Source organism: Microbacterium sp. ZXX196, assembly GCF_009709595.1.
GTDB classification, from domain to species: Bacteria; Actinomycetota; Actinomycetes; order Actinomycetales; family Microbacteriaceae; genus Microbacterium; species Microbacterium excoecariae.
This window is the reverse complement of record NZ_WMEE01000004.1, coordinates 49797-73070: the sequence shown is the minus strand read 5'-3', so window position 1 is coordinate 73070 and position 23274 is coordinate 49797. Positions and strand designations below refer to the sequence as shown.

Below are 23274 nucleotides of genomic sequence, written 5' to 3'. Positions count from 1 at the left end.
CTTTCGTTCGCCCGAGGAAACCCCCCGGGCGCCCGTGCCGAAACACCCGCTCCCTAGCGTGAACGCACGACGTGTTCACCCGAGGAGCCCCCATGAGGAACGAGATTCAGCCCGGTCACCGCATCGTCGTGGTGGGCGCCGGCATGGTCGCCCACCGCTTCGTCGAGAGCCTGCTCGCGCGCTCGGCCGACGCGCGGATCACCGTCATCGGCGACGAGGGGCGCACCCCGTACGATCGCGTCGGCCTGACGTCCTTCTTCGCGGGGGCCACCGAGGCGGACCTCGCCCTGGATGACGCGGCGCTCGCGGATCCGCGGGTCCGCTTCGTCGCGGGCGACGCCGTCACGAGCATCGATCGGACCGCCCGCACGGTCCGCACCGCGTCGCGGGACGTCGTGCCGTACGACACGCTCGTCCTCGCGACGGGGTCGTTCGCCGCGCGGCCCGCCGTGGACGGCGCCGACCTTCCGGGGTGCTTCGTCTATCGCACGATCGACGACCTGGTCGCGCTGCGCGAGTTCGTCGCCGCGCGTCGCGCGGACCTGGGGCGCCCCCTCGCGGGACGCGTCGTCGGCGGCGGGCTCCTCGGCCTCGAGGCCGCGGGTGCCCTCGACGGACTCGGGGTCGAGAGCACCGTCATCCACTCGGGCACGCACCTGATGTCCGCGCAGCTCGACCGCTCGGGCGGCGAGGTCCTGGGCCGCCTCATCGCGGACAAGGGGATCCGGGTGCGCACCGAGTCCCGCACGACCCGGCTCGACCCGGACGGATCCGGCAATGTCGCGGGGCTCGAGTTCGCGGACGGGTCGTACGAGCCGGCCGACGTGGTGGTGTTCACCGTGGGCGTGCGCCCGCGCGACCTCCTGGCGCGCGAGGCGCAGCTCGCGTGCGACCCGCGCGGGGGCGTCGTGATCGACGAGGCGTGCGCGACGTCGGATCCGGCCATCCTCGCCCTCGGGGAGGTCGCGAGCTTCGGCGGGCGGTGCGTCGGGCTCGTCGCGCCGGGATACGCCATGGCCGAGGTCGCGGTGGATCGCCTGGTCGGCGGCGACGCGACCTTCGACGGCTTCGACGAGTCCACCAAGCTCAAGCTCTCCGGGGTCGACGTCGCTACCTTCGGGGACGCGTTCGCCCAGACGCCGGGCGCGCTCGACGTCGTATACACGGACCCCGTCGGCGGCGTGTACAAGAAGCTCGTGCTGAGCGACGATGCGTCGACGCTTCTCGGCGGGATCCTCGTCGGCGACGCCTCCGCGTACGGCGCGCTCCGGCCGCTCGTCGGGCGCGCGCTCGGAGCGGATCCGGCCGCGTACCTCCTGCCCGCCGGCGGCGCGGAGATGCCCGACACGCAGCTCCCGGACGACGCGATCGTGTGCTCCTGCTCCTCCGTCACGGCGGGGCGGATCCGCCGGGCCGTCCACGAGGAGGGGTGCGCGGACGCGGGCGCCGTGAAGGCGTGCACGAAGGCGGGCGCCACGTGCGGGTCGTGCGTCGTGGCGGTGAGGAAGATCGTGTCGACGGAGCTGACGTCGCTTGGCCGCACCGTGAGCATGGCGATGTGCGAGCACTTCGACTTCTCGCGCCGGCAGCTGTGGGACGCGGTCGCCGTGTCGGGGCTCACGACGTTCTCGGCGATCCTCGAGCGGTTCGGCCGGGGGCGCGGGTGCGACGTGTGCAAGCCGACGGTGGCGAGCATCCTCGCGAGCTTCGTCAGCCGCCACGTCCTGGACGGCGAGAACGCGACGCTGCAGGACACGAACGATCACGTCATGGCGAACATGCAGAAGGACGGCTCCTACTCGGTCGTCCCGCGGATGCCCGGCGGCGAGGTGACCCCCGAGGGGCTCATCGTCATCGGGGAGGTCGCGCGCGAGTTCGGGCTCTATACGAAGCTGACGGGTGGGCAGCGCATCGACATGTTCGGCGCGCGGCTCGAGCAGCTCCCGCTCATCTGGGGCCGCCTCGTCGACGCCGGGTTCGAGTCCGGACAGGCGTACGGGAAGTCGCTGCGCACGGTGAAGTCGTGTGTGGGGTCGACCTGGTGCCGGTACGGGGTGCAGGACGCCGTCGGGATGGCCGTCCGCCTCGAGCTGCGCTACCGCGGCCTGCGTTCGCCCCACAAGCTCAAGCTCGGGGTGTCCGGCTGCGCCCGCGAGTGCGCCGAGGCGCGGGGAAAGGACGTCGGCGTCATCGCCACCGAGAACGGGTGGAACATGTACGTCGGCGGCAACGGCGGCTTCACGCCGCGGCACGCCGAGCTGCTCGCCGAGGGGCTCGACGACGACGGGCTGATCCGCGCGATCGACCGGTTCTTCATGTACTACATCCGCACCGCCGACCGCCTGCAGCGCACGGCGCCGTGGTTCGCGGAATTGGACGGGGGGATCGCGGGCCTGCGCGAGGTGATCTTCGACGACGCACTGGGGATCTGCGACGATCTCGACCGGGCCATGGCGCGCCACGTCGAGGACTACGAGGACGAGTGGGCCGCCACACTGAAGGACCCGGACAAGCTGCGGCGCTTCCACTCCTTCGTCAACGCCCCGGACACCCCGGATCCGTCCCTCGCCTACGTCTCGGAGCGGGGCCAGGCGCGGCCGGCCTCGCGCGCCGAGCGCGACGCCGGGTCCGTCCTGATCGCCGGCACGACCCTGGAGGTGCGGCGATGACCGCCACGTCGACGGCGCGCTGGGTGCGCGTGTGCCGCCTTTCCGACCTCGACGTCGAGCGCGGGCGGGCCGCGCTCATCGGCGGCGTCCAGATAGCGCTCTTCCGCCTCGCCGACGGCACGGTGCGCGCTGTGTCGAACTATGACCCGTACAGCGACGCGCACGTGCTGTCGCGGGGTATCGTCGGCTCCAAGCTGCTCGTCGACGGCAGCGAGGCGCCCACGATCGCATCGCCCCTGCACAAACAGGCCTGGGATCTGCGCACGGGCGCTGTCGTCGAGGCGCAGGGCAAGGACGATCGGCCGATCCCCGCCTACCCCGTCGCGGTCGACGACGGCGAGGTCATGATCCGCTGGAAGGACGACTGACATGACGACGATGCTCGGGATTTCGCTCGAGGGCCGCCCGGTCGTGCTCGTCGGGGGCGGATCCGTGACCGCCCGGCGCCTGCGCCGCCTCCACGCCGACGGCGCCGTCGTTCGCGTCGTCGCGCCGGCCCTCGCGCCCGAGACGGCGCAGCTCGTGGCCGATCACGGGCTCGAGTGGCGCGCGCGGACGGTCCGCCCCTCCGACCTCGATGCCGCCTGGCTCGTGCACACCGCAACGGGCGACGACCGGGTCGACCGCGAGGTGTCCGCGTGGTGCGAGGCCCGCCGCATCCTCTGCGTGAACGCCTCCGACGGCGCGCACGGATCCGCGCGCATGACCGCCGAGGTGCGGGCCGGCGACGTCGTCGTCGGCGTCGCGAGCGACGCGGGCGTCGACCCGCGGCGTACGGCCCGGGTCGCGGCCGCCATCCGCGGGCTCCTGGACGAGGGAGCAGCGCCGCTGCGCCGCGTGCGCGAGACGGCCGCGGGCCAGGTCGCCCTCGTCGGCGGCGGCCCCGGCCCTGTCGACCTGCTGACGCTGCGCGGGCGACGGCTGCTCGCCGAGGCGGACGTCGTCGTCGCCGACCGGCTCGGCGCGACGGCCGTGCTCGACGAGCTCGATCCCGACGTCGAGATCGTGCACGTCGGCAAGGCGCCGGGACACCACCCCGTCCCGCAGGACGGGATCAACGCGATCCTCGTCCGGCACGCCCGCGCGGGCCGGCGCGTCGTTCGCCTCAAGGGCGGCGACCCCTTCGTGTACGGGCGCGGCGGCGAGGAGGTCACCGCGTGCCTGGCGGCCGGCGTCCCCGTCGAGGTCGTGCCGGGCGTCACGAGCGCCGTCGCGGTGCCGCAGTCGGCCGGGATTCCCGTCACGCACCGCGGCGTCGCCGGGAGCGTGCATCTCGTCAACGGCCCCGCCGGCGCGACCGCCACGACTCTCGCCGCGCTCGCGGATCCGTCCGTAACGACCGTCATCCTCATGGGCGTGGCGGCGTTCGGCGAGTTCGCGGAGGCCGCGCTTGCGGCGCGGATCCGCGAGGACCTCCCCGTCGCCTTCGTCGAGAGCGGCCACACGCCCGCCCAGCGCACGACGCGCGCGACCCTCGCGACGGCGCGGCGGGCCGCCGCCGAGGCTGGCGTGCAGAACCCCGCGGTCATCGTCGTCGGGGCGGTCGCGCGCGAAGGCCTGCTCCTCCCCGCGCCCGCCGTGGGCGCGGCCACCGGGCGCGAGGCCGAATGAGCGGCGACCGTCCCCCGCTGTCCGCCGCGCTGGACGGGTGCACGATCGTCATCGCCGTCGATCGGCGCGCGGCCGAGCTCCGCGCCGCGCTCGAACGCCACGGCGCGACCGTGCGCCAGGCTCCCGCGCTCACGATCGTTCCGCACGTGGACGACGAGAAGCTCCTCTCGGTAACCCGCGACCTCATCGCCCACCCGCCCGACATCGTCGTCGCGACGACGGGGGTCGGCTTCCGCGGCTGGATCGAGGCCGCGCACGAGGCCGGCATCGCCGAGGAGCTCGAGGACGCGTTTCGCGGGGCGCAGATCGTCGCGCGCGGCCCCAAGGCCCGCGGCGCGATTCAGCAGGCTGGCTTCGAGGCGGACTGGGTCGCCGACTCCGAGACCGCGCGCGAGCTCGGCGAGTACCTCGTCGCCGAGGGGCTCGCCGGTCGCCGCGTCGCGGTGCAACACCACGGATCCGGCGCGGACGGCCTCGACGACATGTTCCGGGCCCACGGGGCGGACGTCGCGAGTGTGACGGTGTACCGCTGGGGCCCGCCGGCGGATCCGGCCGTCGTGCGCCAGTCCGTGCTCCAGACGGCGGCGGGCGAGGTCGACGCTGTCCTGTTCACCTCGGCGCCCGGCGCGAGCGAGTGGCTCCGCGAGTCCGAGCGCGCGGGCGTCCTCGACGACCTTCGCGCGCTGGCGGACCGAGGACGCGTCGTCATGGCGGCCGTCGGCCCCGTGACCGTGCAGCCCCTGGTGGCGCGCGGGATCCCCGCGATCGTCGCGGATCGCGGGCGCCTCGGCTCGCTCGTGCGCGGGGTCGTGACCCACTTCGGCGGCGGCAGCGCGCCCGGCCACGACACGCCGCGCGGGCGCCTCGAGATGCGCAGCGCGGGCGCGGTCCTCGCGGGGCGCTTCCTCCCCCTGTCCCCCACGAGCGTGACGGTCCTCGGCGCGCTCTTCGACGCGGGTGGCGCGGTGGTCTCGCGGGAGCAGCTCCTCGCGCACCTGCCGCGATCCAGCCGCAGCACGCACGCCGTCGAGATGGCCATCGCGCGTCTCCGGGAGGGACTGGAGTGTCCCGACCTCGTCCGCACGGTGGTCAAGCGCGGATACCGCCTCGAGGTCGAGGATCTCGCGTGAGCGCCCCCACCCTCATCTGCTGCTCGCACGGCACCGACTCCCCCGAGGGCCGGAGCACGATCTCGCGCCTCGTCGCCGCCGCCGCGCGGGCGATCGGGGACGTTCCCGTGCGCGAGACCTACGTGGACGTGCAGCACCCGCAGGTCGACGAGGTGGTCGCCGCGACGCCGGGCGACGCCGTCGTCGTCCCGCTGCTCCTCTCCCCCGGGTTTCACACCTCCGTCGACATCGGCCGGGCCGCGCGCTCCCGGCCCGGCGTCGTCGCGACCGACACGCTCGGCCCCCACCCGCTGCTCGCCGACATCCTCGCCGAGCGCGTCGCGGCGCTCCGCCCCGCGCCGGGCGACGCCGTCGTCCTCGCGGCGTCCGGCTCGTCGCGGCCCGAGGCCGCCGAGAGCGTCGAGCGCGTGCGCGACGCGGTGGCCGAACGCCTCGGTCGGCCCGTCGGGGTCGGATACGCCTACGGCGCGACACCGAAGGTCGCCGAGGCCGTCGCCGACGCGCGCCGCGCGGGCGCGGGCCGCGTCATCGTCGCGAGCTACGTCCTCGCGCCCGGCCACTTCGCGCGCCTCGTGGCGGGCGCGGGCGCCGACGCCACCACCGCCCCGCTGGGTGACGACCCGCGCGTCGCGGAGATCGTCGCGGAGCGCTACCGGGCGGGCTGTCAGCTCCTCTGAGGCCGCTCAGCCGCCGATCGCGTTCATGCCGCGGCCCGGCTGCAGGAAACCCGGGTCGTTGATCGCGTGCCCGGGAAGCTTCTTCCAGATGCACGCGCGCAGGACGCGCTCGATGTCGGCGTCGCTTCCGCCGCCCCGCAGCACGGGCACGAGATCGAACTCGCGGTGCGAGAAGAGGCAGTTGCGCAGCTGCCCGTCGGCCGTGAGCCGCAGGCGATCGCAGTCCCCGCAGAACGGCGCGGTCACGGAGGCGATCACGCCGACCTTGCGGCCGGATCCGTCGAGCCGCCAGGATTCCGCGGGAGCCCCGCCGCGCCCCGGGACGGGGGTCAGCGACCAACGCTCCGAGAGCGCGGCGAGGATCTCCTCGCGCGTGACCATCTGCGAGCGGTCCCAGGTGTGGCTGGCGTCGAGGGGCATCTGCTCAATGAAGCGCATCTCGGCGTCGTGGTCCAGCGCGAACTGCACGAGGTCGACGAGCTCGTCGTCGTTGACCCCGCGCATCGCGACGGCGTTGAGCTTGAGAGGGCGCAACGGCGACGCCGCCGCCGCGCGGATGCCCGCGAACACGTCGTCCAGGCGGTCGCGGCGGGTGAGGTCGCGGAAGCGGTCGGCGCGGATCGTATCGATCGAGATGTTGAGGCGCGCAAGCCCCGCGTCGACGAGCGCGGGCAGGACGCGGTCCAGCCCGATGCCGTTCGTCGTCATCGCCACGCGCACGGGGCCCCCCGGCCCCTCGATGCGCGCGATTTCCTCGACGACCGCGACGATGTCGCGGCGCAGCAGCGGCTCGCCGCCGGTCAACCGGAACGTCGTGATGCCGTGGTCGGCGGCGATGCGCGCGATTCGCACGATCTCGTCCCGATCGAGGATGCTCTGCTTCGCGAGCCACTCGTTCCCCTGCTCCGGCATGCAGTACGTGCACCGAAGGGAGCAGCGGTCGGTGAGCGACACCCGCAGGTCGCGGTGCACGCGTCCGAACCGGTCGACGAGCGGGCCCGTCGTCGGGGCCTCTCCGGTCTCCCGGGGCGGCGCGCCCGCGAGGCGCAGGGGGACCGCGCTCATGACGTTCGCCTCGAGACCGGCACGAGCCGCACGTGTTCCGGCGGGACCGACACCCGCACCGGGTCCCCGGGAGCAAGGCGCATCGCCGCGACGAGCGCGGACGACACGTCGATCGTCATCTCGGGTTCTGTAACGTGCACGCGGGCACCGCCGGGCGCCGGATCCAGTCGGCGTACGCGGGCGAGCCATGGCCCGGCCGGATCCGGACGGCCACGCGCGACGCGGAGCGCGCCCGTCCACGTCTCCTCCGGGGCCGGGGCGACCTGTGCGTCCGCCGGCCGGAACACGGCGTCGATCTCGTCGCCGTCGGCGAGCGACGCGCCGCGGGCGTCACCGTCGATCCGGAGGGGCTCGCCGAAGGCCGTGCCCTCCCAGGCGCCCGCGCGAGCGGTGCCCCGCAGGCGGTTCAGCCCGGCCGCCGCCGCCACGAAGCGCGTCGCGGGGCTCGCGAGCACCTCGCGCACCGCGCCGCGCTGGGTCACCTCGCCGTTCTCGATGACGATCAGCTGGTCCGCGAGCGCGGCGGCGTCGAACGCGTCGTGCGTGACGAGGAGCGTCGTCGTGAGGGTAGCGGCGAGCTGCTCGCGCAGGAGCGCGCGGATGTCGCTCGCGGTCTCGGGGTCGAGGGAGGTGAGCGGCTCGTCGAGGAGGAGCAGCCGCGGCGAGGTCGCGAGGGCCCGGGCAAGGGCCACGCGCTGCTGTTGGCCGCCCGACAGCTCGCGCGGGCGGTGATCCCCGGATCCGGAGAGCCCGACGCGCCAGAGCCACTCGTCGGCCTCGGCCAGCGCGCGACTGCGCGGCGCGCCGTGCGCCCTGAGGCCGAACGCGACGTTCTCCCGCACCGACAGGTGCGGGAAGAGCAGCGGATTCTGTCGGAGCAGCACCACGCCGCCCCGGCGGGGATCCGCCGCGCGGCGGCGGGTGATGCGGTGCGCGCCGATCGTCACCTGACCGTCCGTCAGGCGCTGGTCGCCCGACAGGGCCGCGAGCAACGAGGACTTGCCGGCCCCGCTGGGGCCCATCACGGCGACGACCTCGCCGCTCGGCACCTCGAGCGACACGTCGAGCCGGAAACCGCGGCCGCGGTCAACGACCACCCGCCCGGACAGCGCCGTCGCGCCCGATCGCCGCGTCATCGCGCACCCCCGGGGCGCCAGGCCCGCACGAGCAGGAGGACGACGAGGACGGTCGCGAGCAGCAGAAGCGCGAGCGCGACGGCGGGGCCCTGCCCCACGCCGGATCCGTTGAAGGCCGTGTAGATCGCGAGCGGCATCGTCTGCGTCACGCCCGGTGCGTTGCCGGCGAACAGCGCGGTCGCGCCGAACTCGCCGATCGCTCGGGCGAAGCAGAGGATCGTTCCGGCCACGATCCCGTCCGCGGCCAGAGGGAGGGTCACCCGGCGCAGGGTCGTGAATCGCCCGGCGCCGAGCGCCGCCGCCGTGCGCTCGAAATCGGTGCCAGCGGTGCGCAGGGCCCCTTCGACGGACAGCACAAGGAACGGCAGGGCGACGAAGATCTGGGCGAGGACGACGGCCGCGGTCGTGAACGGGAGGCCGAGCCCTCGAGCGTCGAGCCACGCGCCCACGGGGCTCGAGGCGCCGAACAGGAACAGGAGGGCGACGCCGCCGACCATGGGGGGCAGCACGAGGGGAACCGTGACCACGACGCGCAGCACCGCCGCGAGCGCGCGGGGCGCGCGGGCGATGCCGAGGGCGAGCGGCACGCCGACGATCACGCAGATGGCCGTCGCGACGACCGCCGTGCCGAGCGAGAGCGCGAGCGCGTCGACGGCGGCCGGCGTGGTCACGTCGGTCGCGAACGTCGCCCAGTTCGCCCGCGCGACGAGCGCGACGAGCGGTAGGACGAGGAACACGAGGGCCACCGCCGCGGGAGCGTAGACGAACCGCGGCACGAACGCCCGCGCGGGCGCGGCGCGGGCGGCCTGCGCGGGGGCCGGGAACGTCACTGGGGCGCCCCGAATCCCGCCTCGACCAAGATCCCGCGACCCTCGTCCGAGGTCACGAAGTCGACGAACGCGGCGGCCTCGTCCGGGGCGTCCGTCGAGCGCGTCACCGCGATCGGATAGGAGTTCACAACGGCGTCGAGGCGCGCGTCGCTGACCGCGTCGAGGCCGGCAATCGCCGCCGCGTCGGTGCGGTAGACGAGGCCCGCGTCGGCGGCGCCCTCTGCAACCTTCGTGGCGACGGCCGTGACGTTCTGCTCGAGGCTCGCGGCGTCGACGACGAGCCCGGCGGCGTCGAGCGCCGTGCGCGCCGCCGCGCCGCACGGCACCTCGGGCGCGCAGAGCACGACGTCCAGGCCCGGATCCGTGAGGTCCTCGAGCGTCTCGACCGCCCCCTCGCCCTCCGGGACCGCGATCACCAGCGAGTTCGTCGCGAAGATCTCGGGGCCCTCCGTCTGATCGTCGATGCGCGCCATCGTCGCCTCGTCGGCGAAGGCCGCGACGTCGACGGGCGCGCCCTCCGCGATCTGCGTCGCGAGCGTCGACGACCCGTCGTACGTGATCGGCGCGAGGTCGATCTCGGGGTGGGCCGCGCGGAACGCGGTGGCGATCTCCTCGAACGCGCCCTGCAGCGAGGCGGCCGCCGCGACGCGCAACTGCGGCGCGGACGCCTGGGCGCCGGCGGAGCACGCCGGCGCGCCGAACGCGGCGGCGAGCAGGAGAACGGCGGCGAGTCGGCGCATACCCCCTATCTCAACACACCGGCGCCGCGCGGGCTCCCGCTGGGTACGCTTTCGGGCATGCCCCTCCCCCCGCGCGTCGCCCCCGTGTCCTCCCTCTCCGCGGAGGAGGAGCGCCGCACCGCCCGGCATCTCGCGCTGGCCGGCCTCGGCGCCGTGGGACAGCGTCGCTTCGCCGCCGCCCACGTGGCCGTCGTCGGCGCGGGCGGGCTCGGCTCGCCCGTCGTCCAGGCCCTCGCCGCGGGCGGGGTCGGCCGGCTGACCGTCATCGATGACGACGACGTCGAGCTGACGAACCTGCAGCGCCAGGGGCTGCACCGCCTCACCGACATTGGCCGCCCGAAGGTGGACAGCGCCGTGCGCGTCGCGGCCGACATCGCGCCCGAGTGCCGCGTGGACGCCGTCCGCGAGCGGCTGGACGCGGACAACGCGGCCCGCCTCCTCGCGGGGGCGGACATCGTCGTCGACGGCACCGACACGATGGCGACCCGCCAGGTCGTCGGGGACTGGTGCGCCGCGAGCGGCGTCCCGCTCGTGTGGGGCGTCGTGCAGGAGACCGCGGGACAGGTCACGGTGTTCTGGTCGGATCCGCCGGCCGGGCACGCTCCGACGCGGCTTACGGACCTGTTTCCCGGCGAACCCGCGGGCGGCGTCCCGACATGCGCCGAGGTCGGCGTGCTCACGCCCGTCGTCCACCAGGTCGGCGCGATCATGGCGACGCAGGTCCTCCTCCTCGTCGCGGGGATCGGGGAGCCGCTCCTCGGCCGCGTCGCGGTTGTCGACGCGCTCCGTTCCACAACGCGCGAGGTGCCCCTCGCCCCGGCGACGCGGTCGGACCGCCCGTTGCCGGAGCGGACGGGCGAGGCGGATCCGCTCGCCGGCGCCGGCCTCGTAATCGACGTGCGCGAGCCCGAGGAACATCGGACCGGCGTCATCCCCGGCGCCCTCCTGCTCCCGCTCGGGCAGCTCCTCGCCGACCCCGCGGCGGTGGCGCGCGCGGCCGACGGGCGCGAGGTGGCCGTCGTGTGCCAGGCCGGTCCGCGCGCCGAGCGCGCCGCGGCCGCGCTCAGTCGCGTGGGTGTGCGGGCCCGGTCCGTCGCGGGGGGCATGGCCGGATGGACGGGCGCGATCGAGCGACCGGGCGGGCGCGCGTGAGCGGCGTGATCTCCGTCGAGGAGCACGCCGCCGACATCATGGCCCGGGTTCGACCGCCGGAGCCGGAGGAGATCCGCACCGTCGACGCCTCGGGCCGCACGCTGGCCGCGCCGGCGCGCGCGGGGCTCGACGTCCCGGCGTTCGACAACTCCGCCATGGACGGGTTCGCGGTTCGCGCCGAGGACGTCGCCGGCGCGCAGGCCGACGCGCCGCGGGTACTCCCGGTCGCCGCCGACATCCCCGCGGGCCCGGGCTCCCCCGACCCGCTGCCGCCCGGCGCCGCGGCCCGCATCATGACGGGCGCGCCCCTGCCCGCCGGCGCCGACGCGATCGTGCCGTTCGAGGCGACGCGCGCCGGGCTGGCAGATTCGCTAGAGCGCGCGATCGTCGAGCGCCCGTCGGCGATCGGGGCGCACGTGCGGCGCCGGGCGGAGGACGTCGGTGTCGGGGACGAGGTGCTCCCCGCCGGGACCGCGCTCGGCCCGCTCCAGGTCGCGGCGCTCGTCGCGGCGGGCGTCGCGCGGGTCCGCGTCGCGCCCCGGCCGCGCGTCGTCGTTGTCTCGACGGGCGCCGAGCTCGTCGCGCCGGGCGCCGCGCCGCGGCCCGGCGAGATTCCCGACTCGAACTCGACCCTCCTCGCGCTGCTGGCCCGCGAGTGCGGCGCCGAGGTGACCGCGTTCCGCGTCGGCGACGACCCGGAGGAGCTCGCGCGTCTCGTCGACGCCCACGCGGGCGCCGACGCGATCGTCACCTCGGGCGGGGTGAGCCAGGGCGCCTACGAGCCGGTGCGCCTCGCGCTGGCGGATCGGGTCGACTTCCGCCGCGTGGCAATGCAGCCCGGCAAGCCGCAGGCGTTCGGCGTTCTGGACGGCGGCGCCCTGTTCTTCGGCCTCCCCGGCAACCCCGTCAGCGTCGCGGTGTCCTTCGAGCTGTTCGTGCGGCCCGCGCTCCACGCGCTGCAGGGGCGGGCGGCGACGGAGCGGCCGCGCCTGCGGCTTGCGGCCGCGACCGGGTGGCGCACGCCCCCCGCGCGCCGGCAGTACCTGCCCGTGCGGGTCCTCCGCGAGGCCTGGCCTTGGCGCGTCGTCCCCGCGACGGGCGGCGGATCCGGCTCCCACCTCGCGGGCGGCCTCGGCCGCGCCGAGGGATACGCGATCGTCCCCGAGGACGTCGCCACGGTCGCGCCGGGCGACGTCCTCGATGTCATGCTGGTGTCATGACCTCCCCCGTTTTCACGCACCTCGACGACGCGGGCCACGCCCGCATGGTCGACGTCACCGACAAGCAGCCAACCGTCCGCTCGGCGACCGCGCGGGCGTTCGTGCGCGCGGCGCCCGCCACCGTCGCCGCCCTCCGCGACGGCTCCGTGCCGAAGGGGGACGTCCTCGCGGTCGCGCGGATCGCCGGGATCGGCGCCGCCAAGCGCACCCCGGAGCTTCTCCCGCTCGCCCACGCGATCGGCGTGCACGGCGCACGCGTCGACCTCGAGGTGACGGGCGACGGCGTCGCGATCGAGGCGACCGTGCGCACGGCCGACCGGACCGGTGTCGAGATGGAGGCCATCACGGCCGCCACCGTGGCGGCGCTCAGCGTGCTCGACATGGTCAAGGGCATCGACCGCTCGGCGCTCATCGAGAACGCGCGCGTCGTCGCCAAGACGGGCGGACGCAGCGGATCCTGGACGCGCGAGGGCGAGGGCATCGCGTGAGCGCGCACCTCCCGCCGGAAGCGCTCGAGGCGTGGACGCGCGCGGCCTGCGATCGCCTCGGCCTCGACCCCGCCGAGGTGGACATCTCGGCGGTTCTGGATCTCGCCCGCGACGTCGCACACGGCGTCGCCCGGCCGGCGGCACCCCTCACGGCCTTCCTCGCGGGGCTCGCCGCGGGCCGCGACGCGGACCCGGGAGCCGCCGAGCGCGCGATCGCGACGGCGTCCGACCTCGCCAAGAATTGGCGCGCGTGATGGTCCGCGTCCGGTTCTTCGCCGCCGCCGAGGACGCCGCGGGCACGCCCGACGAGGAGCGCCAGGAGACGACCCTCGCGGCGCTCCGCGCGGCCCTGATCGCCGATCACCCCGCGCTCACCGGCGTGATCGACCGCTGCTCGATCCTCGTCGACGGGTCCCGTCACGACGGCGACGCGGACCTCGCGGGCGCCCGCACGGTCGACGTCCTGCCGCCCTTCGCGGGCGGCTAGGAGGACACCCCGAGCCGGCTCAGCCGCCGAGGCCCTTCCAGGCCGTCCGGCCGTCGTCCTCGATCTGGCGCTTCCACACGGGAAGCTCCCGCTTGATGTCCTCGATGATCGCCCGGCACGCGTCGAACGCCTCGGCCCGGTGCGGCGCGCTCACGGCGATCGCCACCGCGACATCGCCGACCGCGAGCCGCCCCACCCGGTGGCTGACCGCGACGAGCCCGCCCGTGCGCGCCGCGTGGCGCTCGGCCAGTTCCCCGAGGATCCGCTCGGCATCGGGGTGCGCGGAATACTCGAGCGCGGCGACGACGCCCGCGGCGTCCGGGTCGTGGTCGCGCACGCGGCCGACGAAGCTCGTCTCGGCGCCCATGCGCGGGTCGTCCACGGCCGCGGAGTGCTCCGAGACCGAGATCGGATCCGCCGAGATCGCCGCGATCCGCACCTCACCCATGGTCGGCCCCACCGAGCTGACCGAGGGCGTGGCCGGCGACCGCGAGCACGACGGGCATGCCGCTCGCGACCGCCTTCGGGCTCCCGGGCAGGTTGACCACGAGCGCGTCGTCCGCTACGCCCGCGATGCCGCGCGAGAGGAGCCCTCCCGGGGCCTCCGCCGCGCCGCGCCGGCGCAGCTCCTCGCCGATCCCGGGCACCTCCCGATCGATCACCCGCGCCGTTCCCTCCGGCGTCCGATCGCGCGGCGCGATCCCCGTGCCTCCGGTCGTGACGACGAGGCGGGCCCCCGCGGCGAGCGCGGCGCGGAGGGCGCCCTCGACGTTCTCCGCGCCGTCGGGGACGACGACGGCGTCGGCCGCGGTGTAGCCCGCCTCGCGCAGGGCGGACACGGCCGCCGGGCCCGCGAGATCGGCACGCGCTCCCGCAGCGGAGCGATCGCTCACGGTGATGACGGCGGCCCTCACCGCTCGTCCTCCGCGAGCAGGTCGGGGCGGCGCTGCCGCGTGCGCTCAAGCGCCTGCGCACGCCGCCACTCCGCGACGCGGCCGTGGTGGCCGCTGAGGAGCACCTCCGGGACCGCGAGCCCCCGCCACTCTGCGGGCTTGGTATAGATCGGATACTCCAGCATGCCGAGTTCGTGCGATTCCTCAACGAGGCTCTCGGGGTTGCCCACGACGCCGGGGACGAGCCGCCCGATCGCCTCGATCATCGCCATCGCGGCGACCTCGCCGCCGTTCAGGACGTAGTCGCCGATGCTCACGAGCCGGACCCGCCCGCGCGCGGCGTAGTGGTCGAGGACGCGCTGGTCGATGCCCTCGTACCGCCCGCAGGCGAACACGAGGCGCTCCTCGCCGGCGAGCTCGCGCGCCGTCTTCTGCGTGAAGACCTCGCCCGACGGCGTCGGAACGACGAGCACGGCGTCGCCCTCGAGCAGGGGGTCGAGCGTCTCGCCCCACGGTTCGGGCTTCATGACCATGCCGGCGCCGCCGCCGTATGGGGTGTCGTCGACCGTGCGGTGGCGGTCGTGCGCGCCGTCGCGGAGGTCGTGCACGCGCAGGTCCAGGATCCCGGATCCGCGCGCCTTCCCGATCAGCGAGACGTCGAGCACATCGAAGAACCCGGGGAAGATCGTCACGATGTCGATGCGCATCCCCCAATTCTACGTTCGCGGGCCCTGTTTCCTGCGCGTTACGCGGCGCTCCCCCCGCACGTCTGCCGCGCGTGATCGAAAGGTGACGCACGCGTCACGTGGCCGCCACGGGGCGTGAAACACGCCGCGCCTAGCCTCGGGGGCGAACGGTCCACACACCCCTCGGAGGACACATGAGCGCTCCCTTCGGCACGACACGCACCCGGCCCGCATACACTCCGACGGCGAGCGGACTTGCCACGCGCCCCGGGCGCTGGATCGACGGATGGAATCCCGAGGATCCGGAGCAGTGGGCGGGCGAGGGTCGGCGGATCGCGCGCCGGAACCTGGGCTGGTCGGTGTTCGCGGAGTTTCTCGGTTTCGTCGTGTGGCAGCTGTGGAGCATCGTCGTCGTGATGCTCCCGGCGGCAGGCTTCGACCTGACCTCGGGCCAGCAGTTCTGGCTCATCTCCGTCGCGAGCCTCGTCGGCGCGACGCTGCGCTTTCCCTACACGTTCATGGTCGCCCGCTTCGGCGGCCGCAACTGGACGATCGTGTCCGCGGGACTCCTGCTCGTTCCCGCGATCCTCCTGGGCGTCGTCGTGCAGCACCCCGAGACGCCCTATCCCGTGCTGCTGCTCGTGGCCGCGCTCGGAGGCGTCGGCGGCGGCAACTTCGCCAGCTCGATGGCGAACATCACCTTCTTCTTCCCGCAGCGCGAGAAGGGCTGGGCCCTCGGGCTCAACGCGGCCGGAGGCAACATCGGGGCGGCCGTGGCGCAGCTGCTCGTGCCCATCGCGGTCACCCTCGGCGCCGCGGGGACCCTCAACCTCTCGCTCGCGGGGTTCATGTGGGTTCCGCTCATCCTCGTCGCGATGTGGGGCGCGTGGCGCTTCATGGACAACCTCTCGGCCGCGCGCAGCGACGTCGCGGGCGCCGCCGCCGCCCTGCGCGAGCCGCACCTGTGGATCATGGCGCTGCTGTACATCGGCACGTTCGGCTCGTTCATCGGCTTCGCCGGGGTGTTCCCGAAGCTCATCGCGGACCAGTTCCCGGCGTTTTCCACCTTCTCCGTCGGCGCGGCCTCGCTCTCGCTCGCTTTTCTGGGCGCTCTCGTCGGCTCGCTCGCCCGGCCCTACGGAGGCCGCCTCGCGGACCGGCTCGGGGGTGCCCGCATGACGATCGTCGCACTGGGCATCATGATCGCGGCCACCCTGGCCCTCATCGCCACCCTCCCGCTCGGGAGCTTCTGGCTGTTCCTCGGGTGCTTTCTCGTGTTGTTCTGCGCGACGGGCGTCGGCAACGGCGCGACCTACCGCATGATCCCGTCGATCTTCGCGGCGCGCGGCGCCGCGACGGCTGGCGAGGAACACGCGGTGTCGACGCAGCGCCAGGGCGCCGCCGCGCTCGGCCTCATCTCCGCGCTCGGCGCCTATGGCGGTTTCGTGATTCCGCAGGTGCTCAACGCGTCCCAGGCCGCGAGCGGTTCCTACGTTCCCGCGTTCTGGGGCTTCGTCGCCTTCTACCTCGCGCTCGGCATCGTGACGGCAAGCGTGTATCTCGTGCCCCGCGCGTCGCTGGCAGGACGCATCGTATGACGGATCCGCTGCGCGTCGTCCTCGTCGGCTTCGGTCCGGTCGGGGTTCGGTTCGCCGAGGACCTCCTGCCCGCCGTGCGCGACGGCCGCGTCGACCTCACGGTCCTCGGTGCCGAGGAGGGCGCCCCGTACAACCGGATCCTGCTCGCCGAGCACGCCGCCGGCGACCTGCCCGCCTCTCAGCTCGCGATTGCGGATCCGCAGGAGCTTGCCGACGCGGGCGCGAGCGTCCGCACCGGCCAGGTCGCGGTCGCGATCGACCGCGCCCGCGGCGAGGTCGAACTCTCCGACGGCGGCCGGGTCCCCTTCGACCGCCTCGTTCTCGCGACGGGAGCCCGCGCCCGCGTCCCCGCGCTCGACGGGCTGGAGGTCGCGGGCGCCGACGGGTCAAGGCTCGACGACGTCCTCACCGACGGCGTCTGCGGGCTGCGGACGCTCGGCGACGCGGAGCGTGTGCGCCGCGTCGTCCGGGCCGGGGGGCGTGTTGTCGTGCTGGGCGCCGGCGTGCTCGGGCTCGAGCTGGCGCTCCTCCTGGCCGAGGCGGGCGCCCGCCCCGCCCTCGCGCACTTCGGGCCGGCGCCGATGCCGCGCCAGCTGGACCGCGGCGCCGCCCGGGTCGTCACGGATCAGCTCGCGGCCGCCGGCGTCCACGTCGTGCCGCACACGCGGGCCGATGCGATCGTGACCGAGGAGATCGCCGGGCGGCGCGCGTTTCGCGCCCTCGTCTCGGGCGACGGCAAAGTCATCCGGGGCGACCTGCTCGTCCTCTCGTGCGGGGTGATTCCGCGCGACGAGCTGGCCGCCGGGGCCGGGCTGCGCACGGCGCGCGGCGTCCTCGTCGATGAGCGGCTCCGCTCCTGGACGGATCCGCGGATCCACGCCATCGGCGACGTCGCGCACGTGGCCGCCCCGGAGAAGTTCGCGCACGCCCGGGACGTGCCGGGCGGCCCCAGCGGCCTGGTCGGGCCCGGGTGGCGTCAGGCGGAGTGGCTCGCGTCGGACATCCTGGGCGCCCTGGAGGGGCGGCCTCACGCCCCGTTCGTCGAGGAGGCGCCCGGGGTGGTCCTCCTCAAGGCGAGTCAGCTCGACCTCGTCGCCGCGGGATCCGCGCCCGCCGACCCGTTCGCCCCGGTTCCCTCCGGGGAACAGGCCCCCGAGGTCGCGCTCTGGGCGGATCCCGCGCACGGCACCTACCTGTCCATGCAGACGACGGGCGGCGTGCTCGCGGGGTTCGTCGCCGTGGGAATGCCGCGCGCCGCGGCCGAGTTGGCTCTGCTCTACCAGCGCGGCGCGGAGCTGCCGAGCGACCGATCGCTCCTGCTCCGGCGCGACGCGGCTGAGGAGGCCCCGCCCGCCTCCGGCGCGGACCGCACCGTGTGCATGTGCAACGCGGTCACGGCGGGGCGCATCGAGCAGGCGATCGCGGAAGACGGGTGCCGAAGCGTCGAGGACGTCGGCCGCGCAACGCGCGCCGGCACCGGCTGCGGGGGCTGCCGCGCGCGGATCGACGAGATGCTCGCGGCGTGGGAGCCGGCCGCATGAGCGACACCCACTGCCCGTACTGCGCGCTGCAGTGCGCCATGACCCTCGCCCCCGGGGTGCCGGGCGGTCCCGCGGTCGAGGTCCGCGGCCGGGACTTCCCGACCAATCGCGGCGGGTTGTGCCGCAAGGGGTGGACCTCCGCGGAGCTCCTCGGCCGCGGCGATCGCCTTACCTCGCCGCTCATCCGGGAACAGGGCGCGCTGCGCGAGGCGACGTGGGACGAGGCGCTCGAGACGATCGCCGGCCGGCTCCGCGAGATCCGCCACGCGTCGGGCGCGGACGCGATCGGCGTCTTCGGCGGCGGGGGCCTCACGAACGAGAAGGCGTACCTCCTCGGCAAGTTCGCGCGCGTCGCGCTCGGCACGAGCCGCATCGACTACAACGGACGATTCTGCATGTCGTCCGCCGCCGCGGCGGCGAATCGCGCCTTCGGGCTCGACCGCGGCCTGCCCTTCCCCGTGTCGGACCTCGATACGGCCGACGTCGTCCTCCTGCTCGGCAGCAACGTCGGGGACACGATGCCGCCGTTCGTCCAGCACCTGCAGGGCGCCCGCGCGCGCGGCGGCCTGCTCGTCGTGGATCCGCGGCGCTCCTCGACCGCCCGACTCGCGGACGACGGGGCGGGCCTCCACGTACAGCCGGCGCCGGCCACCGATCTCGCCCTGCTGGCCGGGATCACCCACGTCGTCCTGCGCGACGGCCTCGCGGACGAGGCGTACGTGGCGCGCCGCACGACGGGAATCGACGCGCTGCGCCGGAGCGTGTCGACCTGGTGGCCCGAGCGCACGGAGGCCGTAACGGGCGTGCCCGCACAGACGGTGCGGGAGATCGCGCACCGTCTGGCCGGCGCCGAGAGCGCCTACGTGCTCACGGGCCGCGGCGTCGAGCAGCACGCGGACGGCACCGACACCGCGACCGCGGCGATCAACCTCGCGCTCGTCCTGGGCCTCGTCGGGCGCCCCGGATCCGGATACGGCACGCTCACGGGGCAGGGCAACGGCCAAGGCGGCCGGGAGCACGGCCAGAAGTCCGACCAGCTACCGGGGTACCGGAAGATCACCGACCCGGCAGCGCGCGCCCACGTGGCCGGCGTGTGGGGAATCTCGCCCGATGCGCTCCCCGGACCGGGGATCCCCGCCGTCGAGCTGCTGGACTCGTGCGGCCGCCCGGGCGGCGTGCGCGCGCTGCTCGTGCACGGCTCCAACGTCGTCGTCTCGGCGCCCGACGCGGGCCGGGTGCGCGAGGCGCTCGGCCGCCTGGACCTTCTCGTCGTCAGCGACTTCTTCCTCTCCGAGACGGCGGAGCGCGCCGACGTCGTCCTCCCCGTGCTGCAGTGGGCCGAGGAGGAGGGCACCATGACGAACCTCGAGGGGCGCGTGATCCGGCGGCGGCGAGCGCTTCCGGCGCCCGGACAGGCGCGCAGCGAACTGTGGATCCTCGCCCAGCTTGCCGAGCGCCTCGGCGCGCCGAGCGCGTGGCCGACGGACCCCGCGGCCGTGTTCGACGAGCTCGCCCGGGCGAGCGCCGGCGGGGCCGCCGACTACTCGGGCCTCTCGCACGCGCTCCTCGACACGGGCGTCGCGGCGCACTGGCCGTTCCCCGCAGGCAGCCGGTCCGGCACGCCGCACCTCTTCCGCGATCGCTTCTGGCATGACGACGGGCGCGCCCGGCTTGTCCCGGTGCGCCCGCGCGCGCCGGAGTCGCCCGCGGGGCGCGAGCTCAGCCTGATCACCGGGCGCCTGATGGGCCACTACCAGTCCGGGGCGCAGACCCGGCGCGTGCCGGAGCTCGCGGACGCCGCCCCGAGCCTCGTCGCCGAGATCCACCCCGTCACGGCGCGCGATCGCGGAATCGCGGACGGCGAGCCGGTGCGCGTGGCGGGCGCCCGGGGCGTCGTGACCGCCCGCGCGCGCCTCAGCCGCGACATCCGCCCGGACACCGTCTTCCTCCCGTTCCACTACCCGGGCCAGGAGAGCGCGAACCTGCTCACGAGCGCCCGGACGGATCCGATCAGCGCGATGCCCGAGTTTAAGAACACCGTCGTGACGCTCGCGCCCGCCTCGGGTGTGTCTCCCTAGACGCCGGTATAGGCGACGATGCCGCGGCGCACCGCCTCGAGCGCGCGGCGGGCGGTGCGGGCAAGCTCGCCGTCGGCGACGAGGGAGATCTGGTCGAGCAGGTCGATCGTCTGCTTCGCCCAGCGCACGAAGTCGCCCGCCGCCATGTCGGCCGCGCCGAGGACGCGGTCCAGCAGCTGCCCGCGCGCCCACATGTGCATGGCCTGCGCGAGCCCGGGAGCCACGGGCTGGGTGCCGGGCAGGCGGTGGTCCTCCTCGAGGTCGTCGAGCTCGGCCCAGAGCCGCTCCGTCGCGTCGAGCGCCTCGCGGAACGGGCCTCGCGGGAGCGGCGCCTCGCCTCCGGCCTCTCCCCGCCGCGGCTCGTAGACGAGCGTACAGGCGAGCGCCGCGAGCGCCGGGGCGTCGAGTCGCGTCCAGAGCTCGCGCCGGAGCGCCTCGGCCACCAGCAGGTCGCGGTCGCCGTAGATCCGCTTCATCCGGCGCCCCGCGTCCGTGAGGGCCGCCGCGGATCCGTCGATCGCGACGTAGTCGAGCGCGACGAGCACGTCGACGATGCGGTCGAACTGCCGCGCCACGGTGCCCGTGCGCTGCTCGATCTGGCGGCGCAGCTTGTCCGTCCGCCGCCGCAGCTGGTAATACCGCTCGCCCCAGCGCGCGTGCTGCTCGCGGTCCTCGCACCGGTGACAGGGGTGGCGCTGCATGCCGCGGCGTAGGCTCGCCATCTTCTGGCGACGCTGTTCCTGGCGCGCCTTCGACGCCGACACGTCCTGGCGCGCCTTCTTCTCGAGGTCGCTGAGCTCGCGCCGGATCCCCGCGTACTCCGCGAAGTCGCCGCGGTGGCACCGCATCGCCGAGAGATACCCCTCGAGCGATTCGTCGGCCTGCCGCACCTCTCGGGCGAGCCCGACCACGGCCCGGTCCGCCTGGAACTGCGCGAACGAGGACTCCAGGATCTCGCGCGCGACGCTGCGCCCGAACTGATCGATGAGGTTGACGGCCATGTTGTATGTCGGCCGGAAAGAGGAGTTCAGCGGATAGGTGCGCCGCGACGCGAGGGACGCGACCTGCCGGGCGTCCAGCCCGTCGGTCCAGTGCACGACGGCGTGGCCCTCAACGTCGATACCCCGCCGGCCCGCGCGCCCCGTGAGCTGCGTGTATTCCCCCGAGGTGATCGGCACGCGCGCCTCGCCGTTGAACTTCTCGAGCTTCTCCAGGACGACCGTGCGGGCGGGCATGTTGATGCCCAGCGCGAGCGTCTCGGTCGCGAAGACGACCTTGACGAGCTTGCGCTGGAACAGCTCCTCGACGACCTCCTTGAACGCGGGCAGCATCCCCGCGTGGTGGGCGGCGATGCCGCGCTCGAGGTCCTCGGCCCACTCGAAGTAGCCGAGCACGCCGAGGTCCTCGTCGGCGAGTGCGGCGGTGCGCTCGCGGACGATGTCGCGGATCCGCGCCCGCTCCTCCGGGGTGGTCAGCCGCACGCCGGCCCGGCGCGCCTGCACGACAGCCTGGTCGCAGCCGACCCGGCTGAAAATGAAAAAGATCGCGGGCAGCAGGTTGCGGTGCGCGAGCAGGTCGATCGCGGCGGCGCGGTCGAGGCGCCCCGCGCCCCGCGGCGGGCGCGGGGCGTGGCGCCTCCCGCGGCCGCGCCCCGATCCCCCGGGGAGCGCGCGCCCGAGCCGCAGGAGGTCGCCGTTGACCTCGGATCCCCCGGCCTGCTCGTCGAACAGCGGGAGGAGCTCGCCGCGCGCTAGGACGTGCTGCTCGAGCGGGACGGGGCGGGTCTCCGAGACGATGACCTCCGTGCCGCCCCGCACGGTCCCGAGCCAATCGCCGAACTCCTCGGCGTTGGAGACGGTCGCCGACAGCGCGACAAGCCGGACGCTCTCAGGGAGGTGGATGATGACCTCCTCCCACACGGCGCCGCGGAACCGGTCGGCGAGGTAGTGCACCTCGTCCATCACGACGTACCGCAGCCCGTCGAGCGCGGAGGAGCCCGCGTAGATCATGTTGCGCAGCACCTCGGTCGTCATGACGACGACGCGGGCGTGCGCGTTGATGTTCGTGTCGCCCGTGAGGAGCCCGACCTCGCCCTCCCCGTAGACGTCCTGCAGCTCGCGGAACTTCTGATTCGACAGCGCCTTCATCGGCGTCGTGTAGAACGCCTTGTCGCCGGGGGTCGACATCGCGAGGTGAATCGCGAACTCGCCGACGATCGTCTTGCCCGCGCCCGTCGGCGCCGCGACGAGCACGCTGGATCCGCGCTCGAGCGCGCGGCACCCCGCCACCTGGAACGGATCCAGCTCGAACCGCTGGCGGCCGGCGAACGCGGCCGTCTCCGGGTGCGCGCGCTCCTCGCGCGCGGCGGCGTAGCGTTCTGCGGGACTCGCGGAGGTCATGGCTCCCATCCCATCATCCCGCCGGGGCCCGCGGGCCGCGGCGCGCTACGCGTACTCGACGAACAGGTCCGGGTGACGGCGCTTCTTCGACCAGTCGAACACCCAACACACGCCGGCCGCGAGCGCGTAGAGGACGAACATGATCGCGCTCACGAGGAAGAAGGTCACCATGTCGGCGGGCGGGGAGGCGAACATGCCGAAGACCAAGCAGAGGAGGAGCACCCAGCGCCACGCCTTCGCGATCTGCTTCGCCCGCACCACGTCGGCGAGGTTGAGCGCCACGAGGAACACGGGGGTAACGAACCCCACGCCGATGATCGTGAGGGTGCGGAAGACGAAGTTGTAGTACTCCGTGGCCGTGAAGATCTGGCCCACCTGTTGAACGTCGTCCGGGAAGAACGAGGCCATGATCGTGATGATGTTCGGCAGCAGGAATATCGCGAGCACGACGCCGCCGAGGAACAGCGGGATCGCCGCGGCCATGAACCCGAAGGCATACCAGAACTCGCGCCGGGTCAGCCCCGGCGTCACGAATCGCCACAGCTGCCACAGCCAGACGGGCGAGGAGAGGACGAGGCCGGCGACGAAGGAGATCCGCAGCCGCATGTCGAACGGACCCGTCACGGTCGTGAACGTCAGCCGCGTGAAGCTCTCGTCGCCGATCTCGGAGGCGACCGCCTCGATCGGATACGTCAGCCAGCCAATGATCCAGTCCGTGAGGAACGCGGCGACGATCATGCCCGCCGCGAGGCCGAGGACGGCGAAGACGAGGCGGCGCCGAAGCTCCCGCAAGTGGCCGCCGAGCGTCATGCGGCGCTCGCGCGGCAGATCCGGCTCGCCCGCGGACCCCTCGTCGATATGAGGGCGCGTCACG

The 23274-nt window shown here is 74.5% G+C and carries 22 protein-coding genes; 13 read left to right on the top strand and 9 right to left on the bottom strand.

What is annotated here, in order from left to right; genetic code table 11:
- Positions 1 to 92: 92 nt before the first annotated feature.
- From nirB to GJQ66_RS15365, 5 genes are read left to right on the top strand one after another with little or no spacing between them, the layout of a single operon-like run.
- Complete coding sequence (gene nirB, locus GJQ66_RS05450; RefSeq protein WP_155048329.1) at positions 93 to 2669, top strand: nitrite reductase large subunit NirB; 2577 nt, start codon at positions 93 to 95, stop codon at positions 2667 to 2669.
- On the top strand, positions 2666 to 3037 hold the full coding sequence (nirD, locus tag GJQ66_RS05445; RefSeq protein ID WP_155048328.1) for a nitrite reductase small subunit NirD: 372 nt from the start codon (positions 2666 to 2668) through the stop codon (positions 3035 to 3037). The genes nirB and nirD overlap by 4 nt, the downstream gene beginning before the upstream one ends.
- 1 nt (position 3038) lies before the next feature.
- Complete coding sequence (gene cobA, locus GJQ66_RS05440) at positions 3039 to 4280, top strand: uroporphyrinogen-III C-methyltransferase (protein ID WP_155048327.1); 1242 nt, start codon at positions 3039 to 3041, stop codon at positions 4278 to 4280.
- Positions 4277 to 5410 (top strand): uroporphyrinogen-III synthase, encoded by a 1134-nt coding sequence (locus GJQ66_RS05435; RefSeq protein WP_155048326.1) that lies wholly within the window; start codon positions 4277 to 4279, stop codon positions 5408 to 5410. Before cobA ends, GJQ66_RS05435 begins: the two co-directional genes overlap by 4 nt.
- Complete coding sequence (locus GJQ66_RS15365; protein WP_368732706.1) at positions 5407 to 6087, top strand: sirohydrochlorin chelatase; 681 nt, start codon at positions 5407 to 5409, stop codon at positions 6085 to 6087. Before GJQ66_RS05435 ends, GJQ66_RS15365 begins: the two co-directional genes overlap by 4 nt.
- A gap of 6 nt (positions 6088 to 6093) precedes the next feature.
- Here GJQ66_RS15365 and moaA read toward each other — a convergent pair whose 3' ends face one another.
- From moaA to modA, 4 genes are read right to left on the bottom strand one after another with little or no spacing between them, the layout of a single operon-like run.
- Positions 6094 to 7152 carry a GTP 3',8-cyclase MoaA gene (moaA, locus tag GJQ66_RS05425; RefSeq protein WP_155048325.1) on the bottom strand — a complete coding sequence of 353 codons (1059 nt, stop codon included), beginning with the start codon at positions 7150 to 7152 and terminating at the stop codon, positions 6094 to 6096.
- Complete coding sequence (locus GJQ66_RS05420; protein ID WP_196215816.1) at positions 7149 to 8288, bottom strand: ABC transporter ATP-binding protein; 1140 nt, start codon at positions 8286 to 8288, stop codon at positions 7149 to 7151. The genes moaA and GJQ66_RS05420 overlap by 4 nt, the downstream gene beginning before the upstream one ends.
- Complete coding sequence (locus GJQ66_RS05415) at positions 8285 to 9118, bottom strand: ABC transporter permease (RefSeq protein ID WP_368732705.1); 834 nt, start codon at positions 9116 to 9118, stop codon at positions 8285 to 8287. Before GJQ66_RS05415 ends, GJQ66_RS05420 begins: the two co-directional genes overlap by 4 nt.
- Positions 9115 to 9858, bottom strand: a complete 744-nt coding sequence (gene modA / locus GJQ66_RS05410; RefSeq protein ID WP_155048324.1) for a molybdate ABC transporter substrate-binding protein — start codon at positions 9856 to 9858, stop codon at positions 9115 to 9117. The genes GJQ66_RS05415 and modA overlap by 4 nt, the downstream gene beginning before the upstream one ends.
- 57 nt (positions 9859 to 9915) lie before the next feature.
- On the opposite strand from modA, the gene GJQ66_RS05405 reads away from it, so the two are divergent.
- Genes GJQ66_RS05405 through GJQ66_RS05385 form a run of 5 tightly spaced genes read left to right on the top strand, consistent with a single transcriptional unit; the run spans position 9916 to position 13205 of the window.
- Positions 9916 to 11010 carry a HesA/MoeB/ThiF family protein gene (locus tag GJQ66_RS05405; RefSeq protein WP_155048323.1) on the top strand — a complete coding sequence of 365 codons (1095 nt, stop codon included), beginning with the start codon at positions 9916 to 9918 and terminating at the stop codon, positions 11008 to 11010.
- Positions 11007 to 12230, top strand: coding sequence for a gephyrin-like molybdotransferase Glp (glp, locus tag GJQ66_RS05400; protein WP_368732704.1), 1224 nt, complete (start codon positions 11007 to 11009; stop codon positions 12228 to 12230). Before GJQ66_RS05405 ends, glp begins: the two co-directional genes overlap by 4 nt.
- Entirely contained in the window at positions 12227 to 12718 is a 492-nt protein-coding gene (gene moaC / locus GJQ66_RS05395; protein WP_155048321.1) for a cyclic pyranopterin monophosphate synthase MoaC, read from the top strand. The genes glp and moaC overlap by 4 nt, the downstream gene beginning before the upstream one ends.
- Complete coding sequence (locus GJQ66_RS05390; RefSeq protein ID WP_368732703.1) at positions 12715 to 12972, top strand: DUF6457 domain-containing protein; 258 nt, start codon at positions 12715 to 12717, stop codon at positions 12970 to 12972. The genes moaC and GJQ66_RS05390 overlap by 4 nt, the downstream gene beginning before the upstream one ends.
- Positions 12972 to 13205: a MoaD/ThiS family protein gene (locus GJQ66_RS05385; RefSeq protein ID WP_155048505.1), complete on the top strand. Its 234-nt coding sequence runs from the start codon at positions 12972 to 12974 to the stop codon at positions 13203 to 13205. The genes GJQ66_RS05390 and GJQ66_RS05385 overlap by 1 nt, the downstream gene beginning before the upstream one ends.
- Before the next feature lie 19 nt (positions 13206 to 13224).
- Here GJQ66_RS05385 and GJQ66_RS05380 read toward each other — a convergent pair whose 3' ends face one another.
- From GJQ66_RS05380 to trmD, 3 genes are read right to left on the bottom strand one after another with little or no spacing between them, the layout of a single operon-like run.
- Complete coding sequence (locus GJQ66_RS05380; protein ID WP_155048320.1) at positions 13225 to 13653, bottom strand: molybdenum cofactor biosynthesis protein MoaE; 429 nt, start codon at positions 13651 to 13653, stop codon at positions 13225 to 13227.
- Positions 13646 to 14119 carry a molybdenum cofactor biosynthesis protein B gene (locus GJQ66_RS05375; protein ID WP_368732702.1) on the bottom strand — a complete coding sequence of 158 codons (474 nt, stop codon included), beginning with the start codon at positions 14117 to 14119 and terminating at the stop codon, positions 13646 to 13648. The genes GJQ66_RS05380 and GJQ66_RS05375 overlap by 8 nt, the downstream gene beginning before the upstream one ends.
- A complete protein-coding gene (gene trmD, locus GJQ66_RS05370) occupies positions 14116 to 14805 on the bottom strand; it encodes a tRNA (guanosine(37)-N1)-methyltransferase TrmD (RefSeq protein ID WP_155048319.1) in 690 nt (229 codons plus the stop codon). Before trmD ends, GJQ66_RS05375 begins: the two co-directional genes overlap by 4 nt.
- A 173-nt stretch (positions 14806 to 14978) precedes the next feature.
- Here trmD and GJQ66_RS05365 point away from each other — a divergent pair, with 173 nt between their 5' ends.
- The 3 genes from GJQ66_RS05365 to GJQ66_RS05355 are packed head-to-tail and all read left to right on the top strand — an operon-like array spanning position 14979 to position 20001.
- Positions 14979 to 16382 carry an MFS transporter gene (locus GJQ66_RS05365; protein WP_155048318.1) on the top strand — a complete coding sequence of 468 codons (1404 nt, stop codon included), beginning with the start codon at positions 14979 to 14981 and terminating at the stop codon, positions 16380 to 16382.
- The gene (locus tag GJQ66_RS05360; RefSeq protein WP_155048317.1) at positions 16379 to 17923 is read left to right on the top strand and encodes an FAD-dependent oxidoreductase; all 1545 of its coding nucleotides are present in this window, start codon (positions 16379 to 16381) and stop codon (positions 17921 to 17923) included. Before GJQ66_RS05365 ends, GJQ66_RS05360 begins: the two co-directional genes overlap by 4 nt.
- The gene (locus GJQ66_RS05355) at positions 17920 to 20001 is read left to right on the top strand and encodes a molybdopterin oxidoreductase family protein (RefSeq protein ID WP_155048316.1); all 2082 of its coding nucleotides are present in this window, start codon (positions 17920 to 17922) and stop codon (positions 19999 to 20001) included. Before GJQ66_RS05360 ends, GJQ66_RS05355 begins: the two co-directional genes overlap by 4 nt.
- Here GJQ66_RS05355 and GJQ66_RS05350 read toward each other — a convergent pair.
- Together GJQ66_RS05350 and GJQ66_RS05345 are read right to left on the bottom strand one after the other, a co-directional pair.
- Positions 19998 to 22400, bottom strand: coding sequence for an RNA helicase (locus tag GJQ66_RS05350; protein WP_155048315.1), 2403 nt, complete (start codon positions 22398 to 22400; stop codon positions 19998 to 20000). The genes GJQ66_RS05355 and GJQ66_RS05350 overlap by 4 nt on opposite strands.
- A gap of 45 nt (positions 22401 to 22445) precedes the next feature.
- Positions 22446 to 23273 carry a twin-arginine translocase subunit TatC gene (locus tag GJQ66_RS05345; protein WP_155048314.1) on the bottom strand — a complete coding sequence of 276 codons (828 nt, stop codon included), beginning with the start codon at positions 23271 to 23273 and terminating at the stop codon, positions 22446 to 22448.
- Position 23274 lies beyond the last annotated feature (1 nt).

Excerpts from the sequence above, each read along its gene's own strand:
- nirB (WP_155048329.1), top strand. The coding sequence starts at position 93 with ATGAGGAACGAGATTCAGCCCGGTCACCGCATCGTCGTGGTGGGCGCC.
- nirD (WP_155048328.1), top strand. The coding sequence starts at position 2,666 with ATGACCGCCACGTCGACGGCGCGCTGGGTGCGCGTGTGCCGCCTTTCC.
- cobA (WP_155048327.1), top strand. The coding sequence starts at position 3,039 with ATGACGACGATGCTCGGGATTTCGCTCGAGGGCCGCCCGGTCGTGCTC.
- GJQ66_RS05435 (WP_155048326.1), top strand. The coding sequence starts at position 4,277 with ATGAGCGGCGACCGTCCCCCGCTGTCCGCCGCGCTGGACGGGTGCACG.
- moaA (WP_155048325.1), bottom strand. The coding sequence starts at position 7,152 with ATGAGCGCGGTCCCCCTGCGCCTCGCGGGCGCGCCGCCCCGGGAGACC.
- GJQ66_RS05420 (WP_196215816.1), bottom strand. The coding sequence starts at position 8,288 with ATGACGCGGCGATCGGGCGCGACGGCGCTGTCCGGGCGGGTGGTCGTT.
- modA (WP_155048324.1), bottom strand. The coding sequence starts at position 9,858 with ATGCGCCGACTCGCCGCCGTTCTCCTGCTCGCCGCCGCGTTCGGCGCG.
- GJQ66_RS05405 (WP_155048323.1), top strand. The coding sequence starts at position 9,916 with ATGCCCCTCCCCCCGCGCGTCGCCCCCGTGTCCTCCCTCTCCGCGGAG.
- moaC (WP_155048321.1), top strand. The coding sequence starts at position 12,227 with ATGACCTCCCCCGTTTTCACGCACCTCGACGACGCGGGCCACGCCCGC.
- GJQ66_RS05385 (WP_155048505.1), top strand. The coding sequence starts at position 12,972 with ATGGTCCGCGTCCGGTTCTTCGCCGCCGCCGAGGACGCCGCGGGCACG.
- GJQ66_RS05380 (WP_155048320.1), bottom strand. The coding sequence starts at position 13,653 with ATGGGTGAGGTGCGGATCGCGGCGATCTCGGCGGATCCGATCTCGGTC.
- trmD (WP_155048319.1), bottom strand. The coding sequence starts at position 14,805 with ATGCGCATCGACATCGTGACGATCTTCCCCGGGTTCTTCGATGTGCTC.
- GJQ66_RS05365 (WP_155048318.1), top strand. The coding sequence starts at position 14,979 with ATGAGCGCTCCCTTCGGCACGACACGCACCCGGCCCGCATACACTCCG.
- GJQ66_RS05360 (WP_155048317.1), top strand. The coding sequence starts at position 16,379 with ATGACGGATCCGCTGCGCGTCGTCCTCGTCGGCTTCGGTCCGGTCGGG.
- GJQ66_RS05355 (WP_155048316.1), top strand. The coding sequence starts at position 17,920 with ATGAGCGACACCCACTGCCCGTACTGCGCGCTGCAGTGCGCCATGACC.
- GJQ66_RS05350 (WP_155048315.1), bottom strand. The coding sequence starts at position 22,400 with ATGACCTCCGCGAGTCCCGCAGAACGCTACGCCGCCGCGCGCGAGGAG.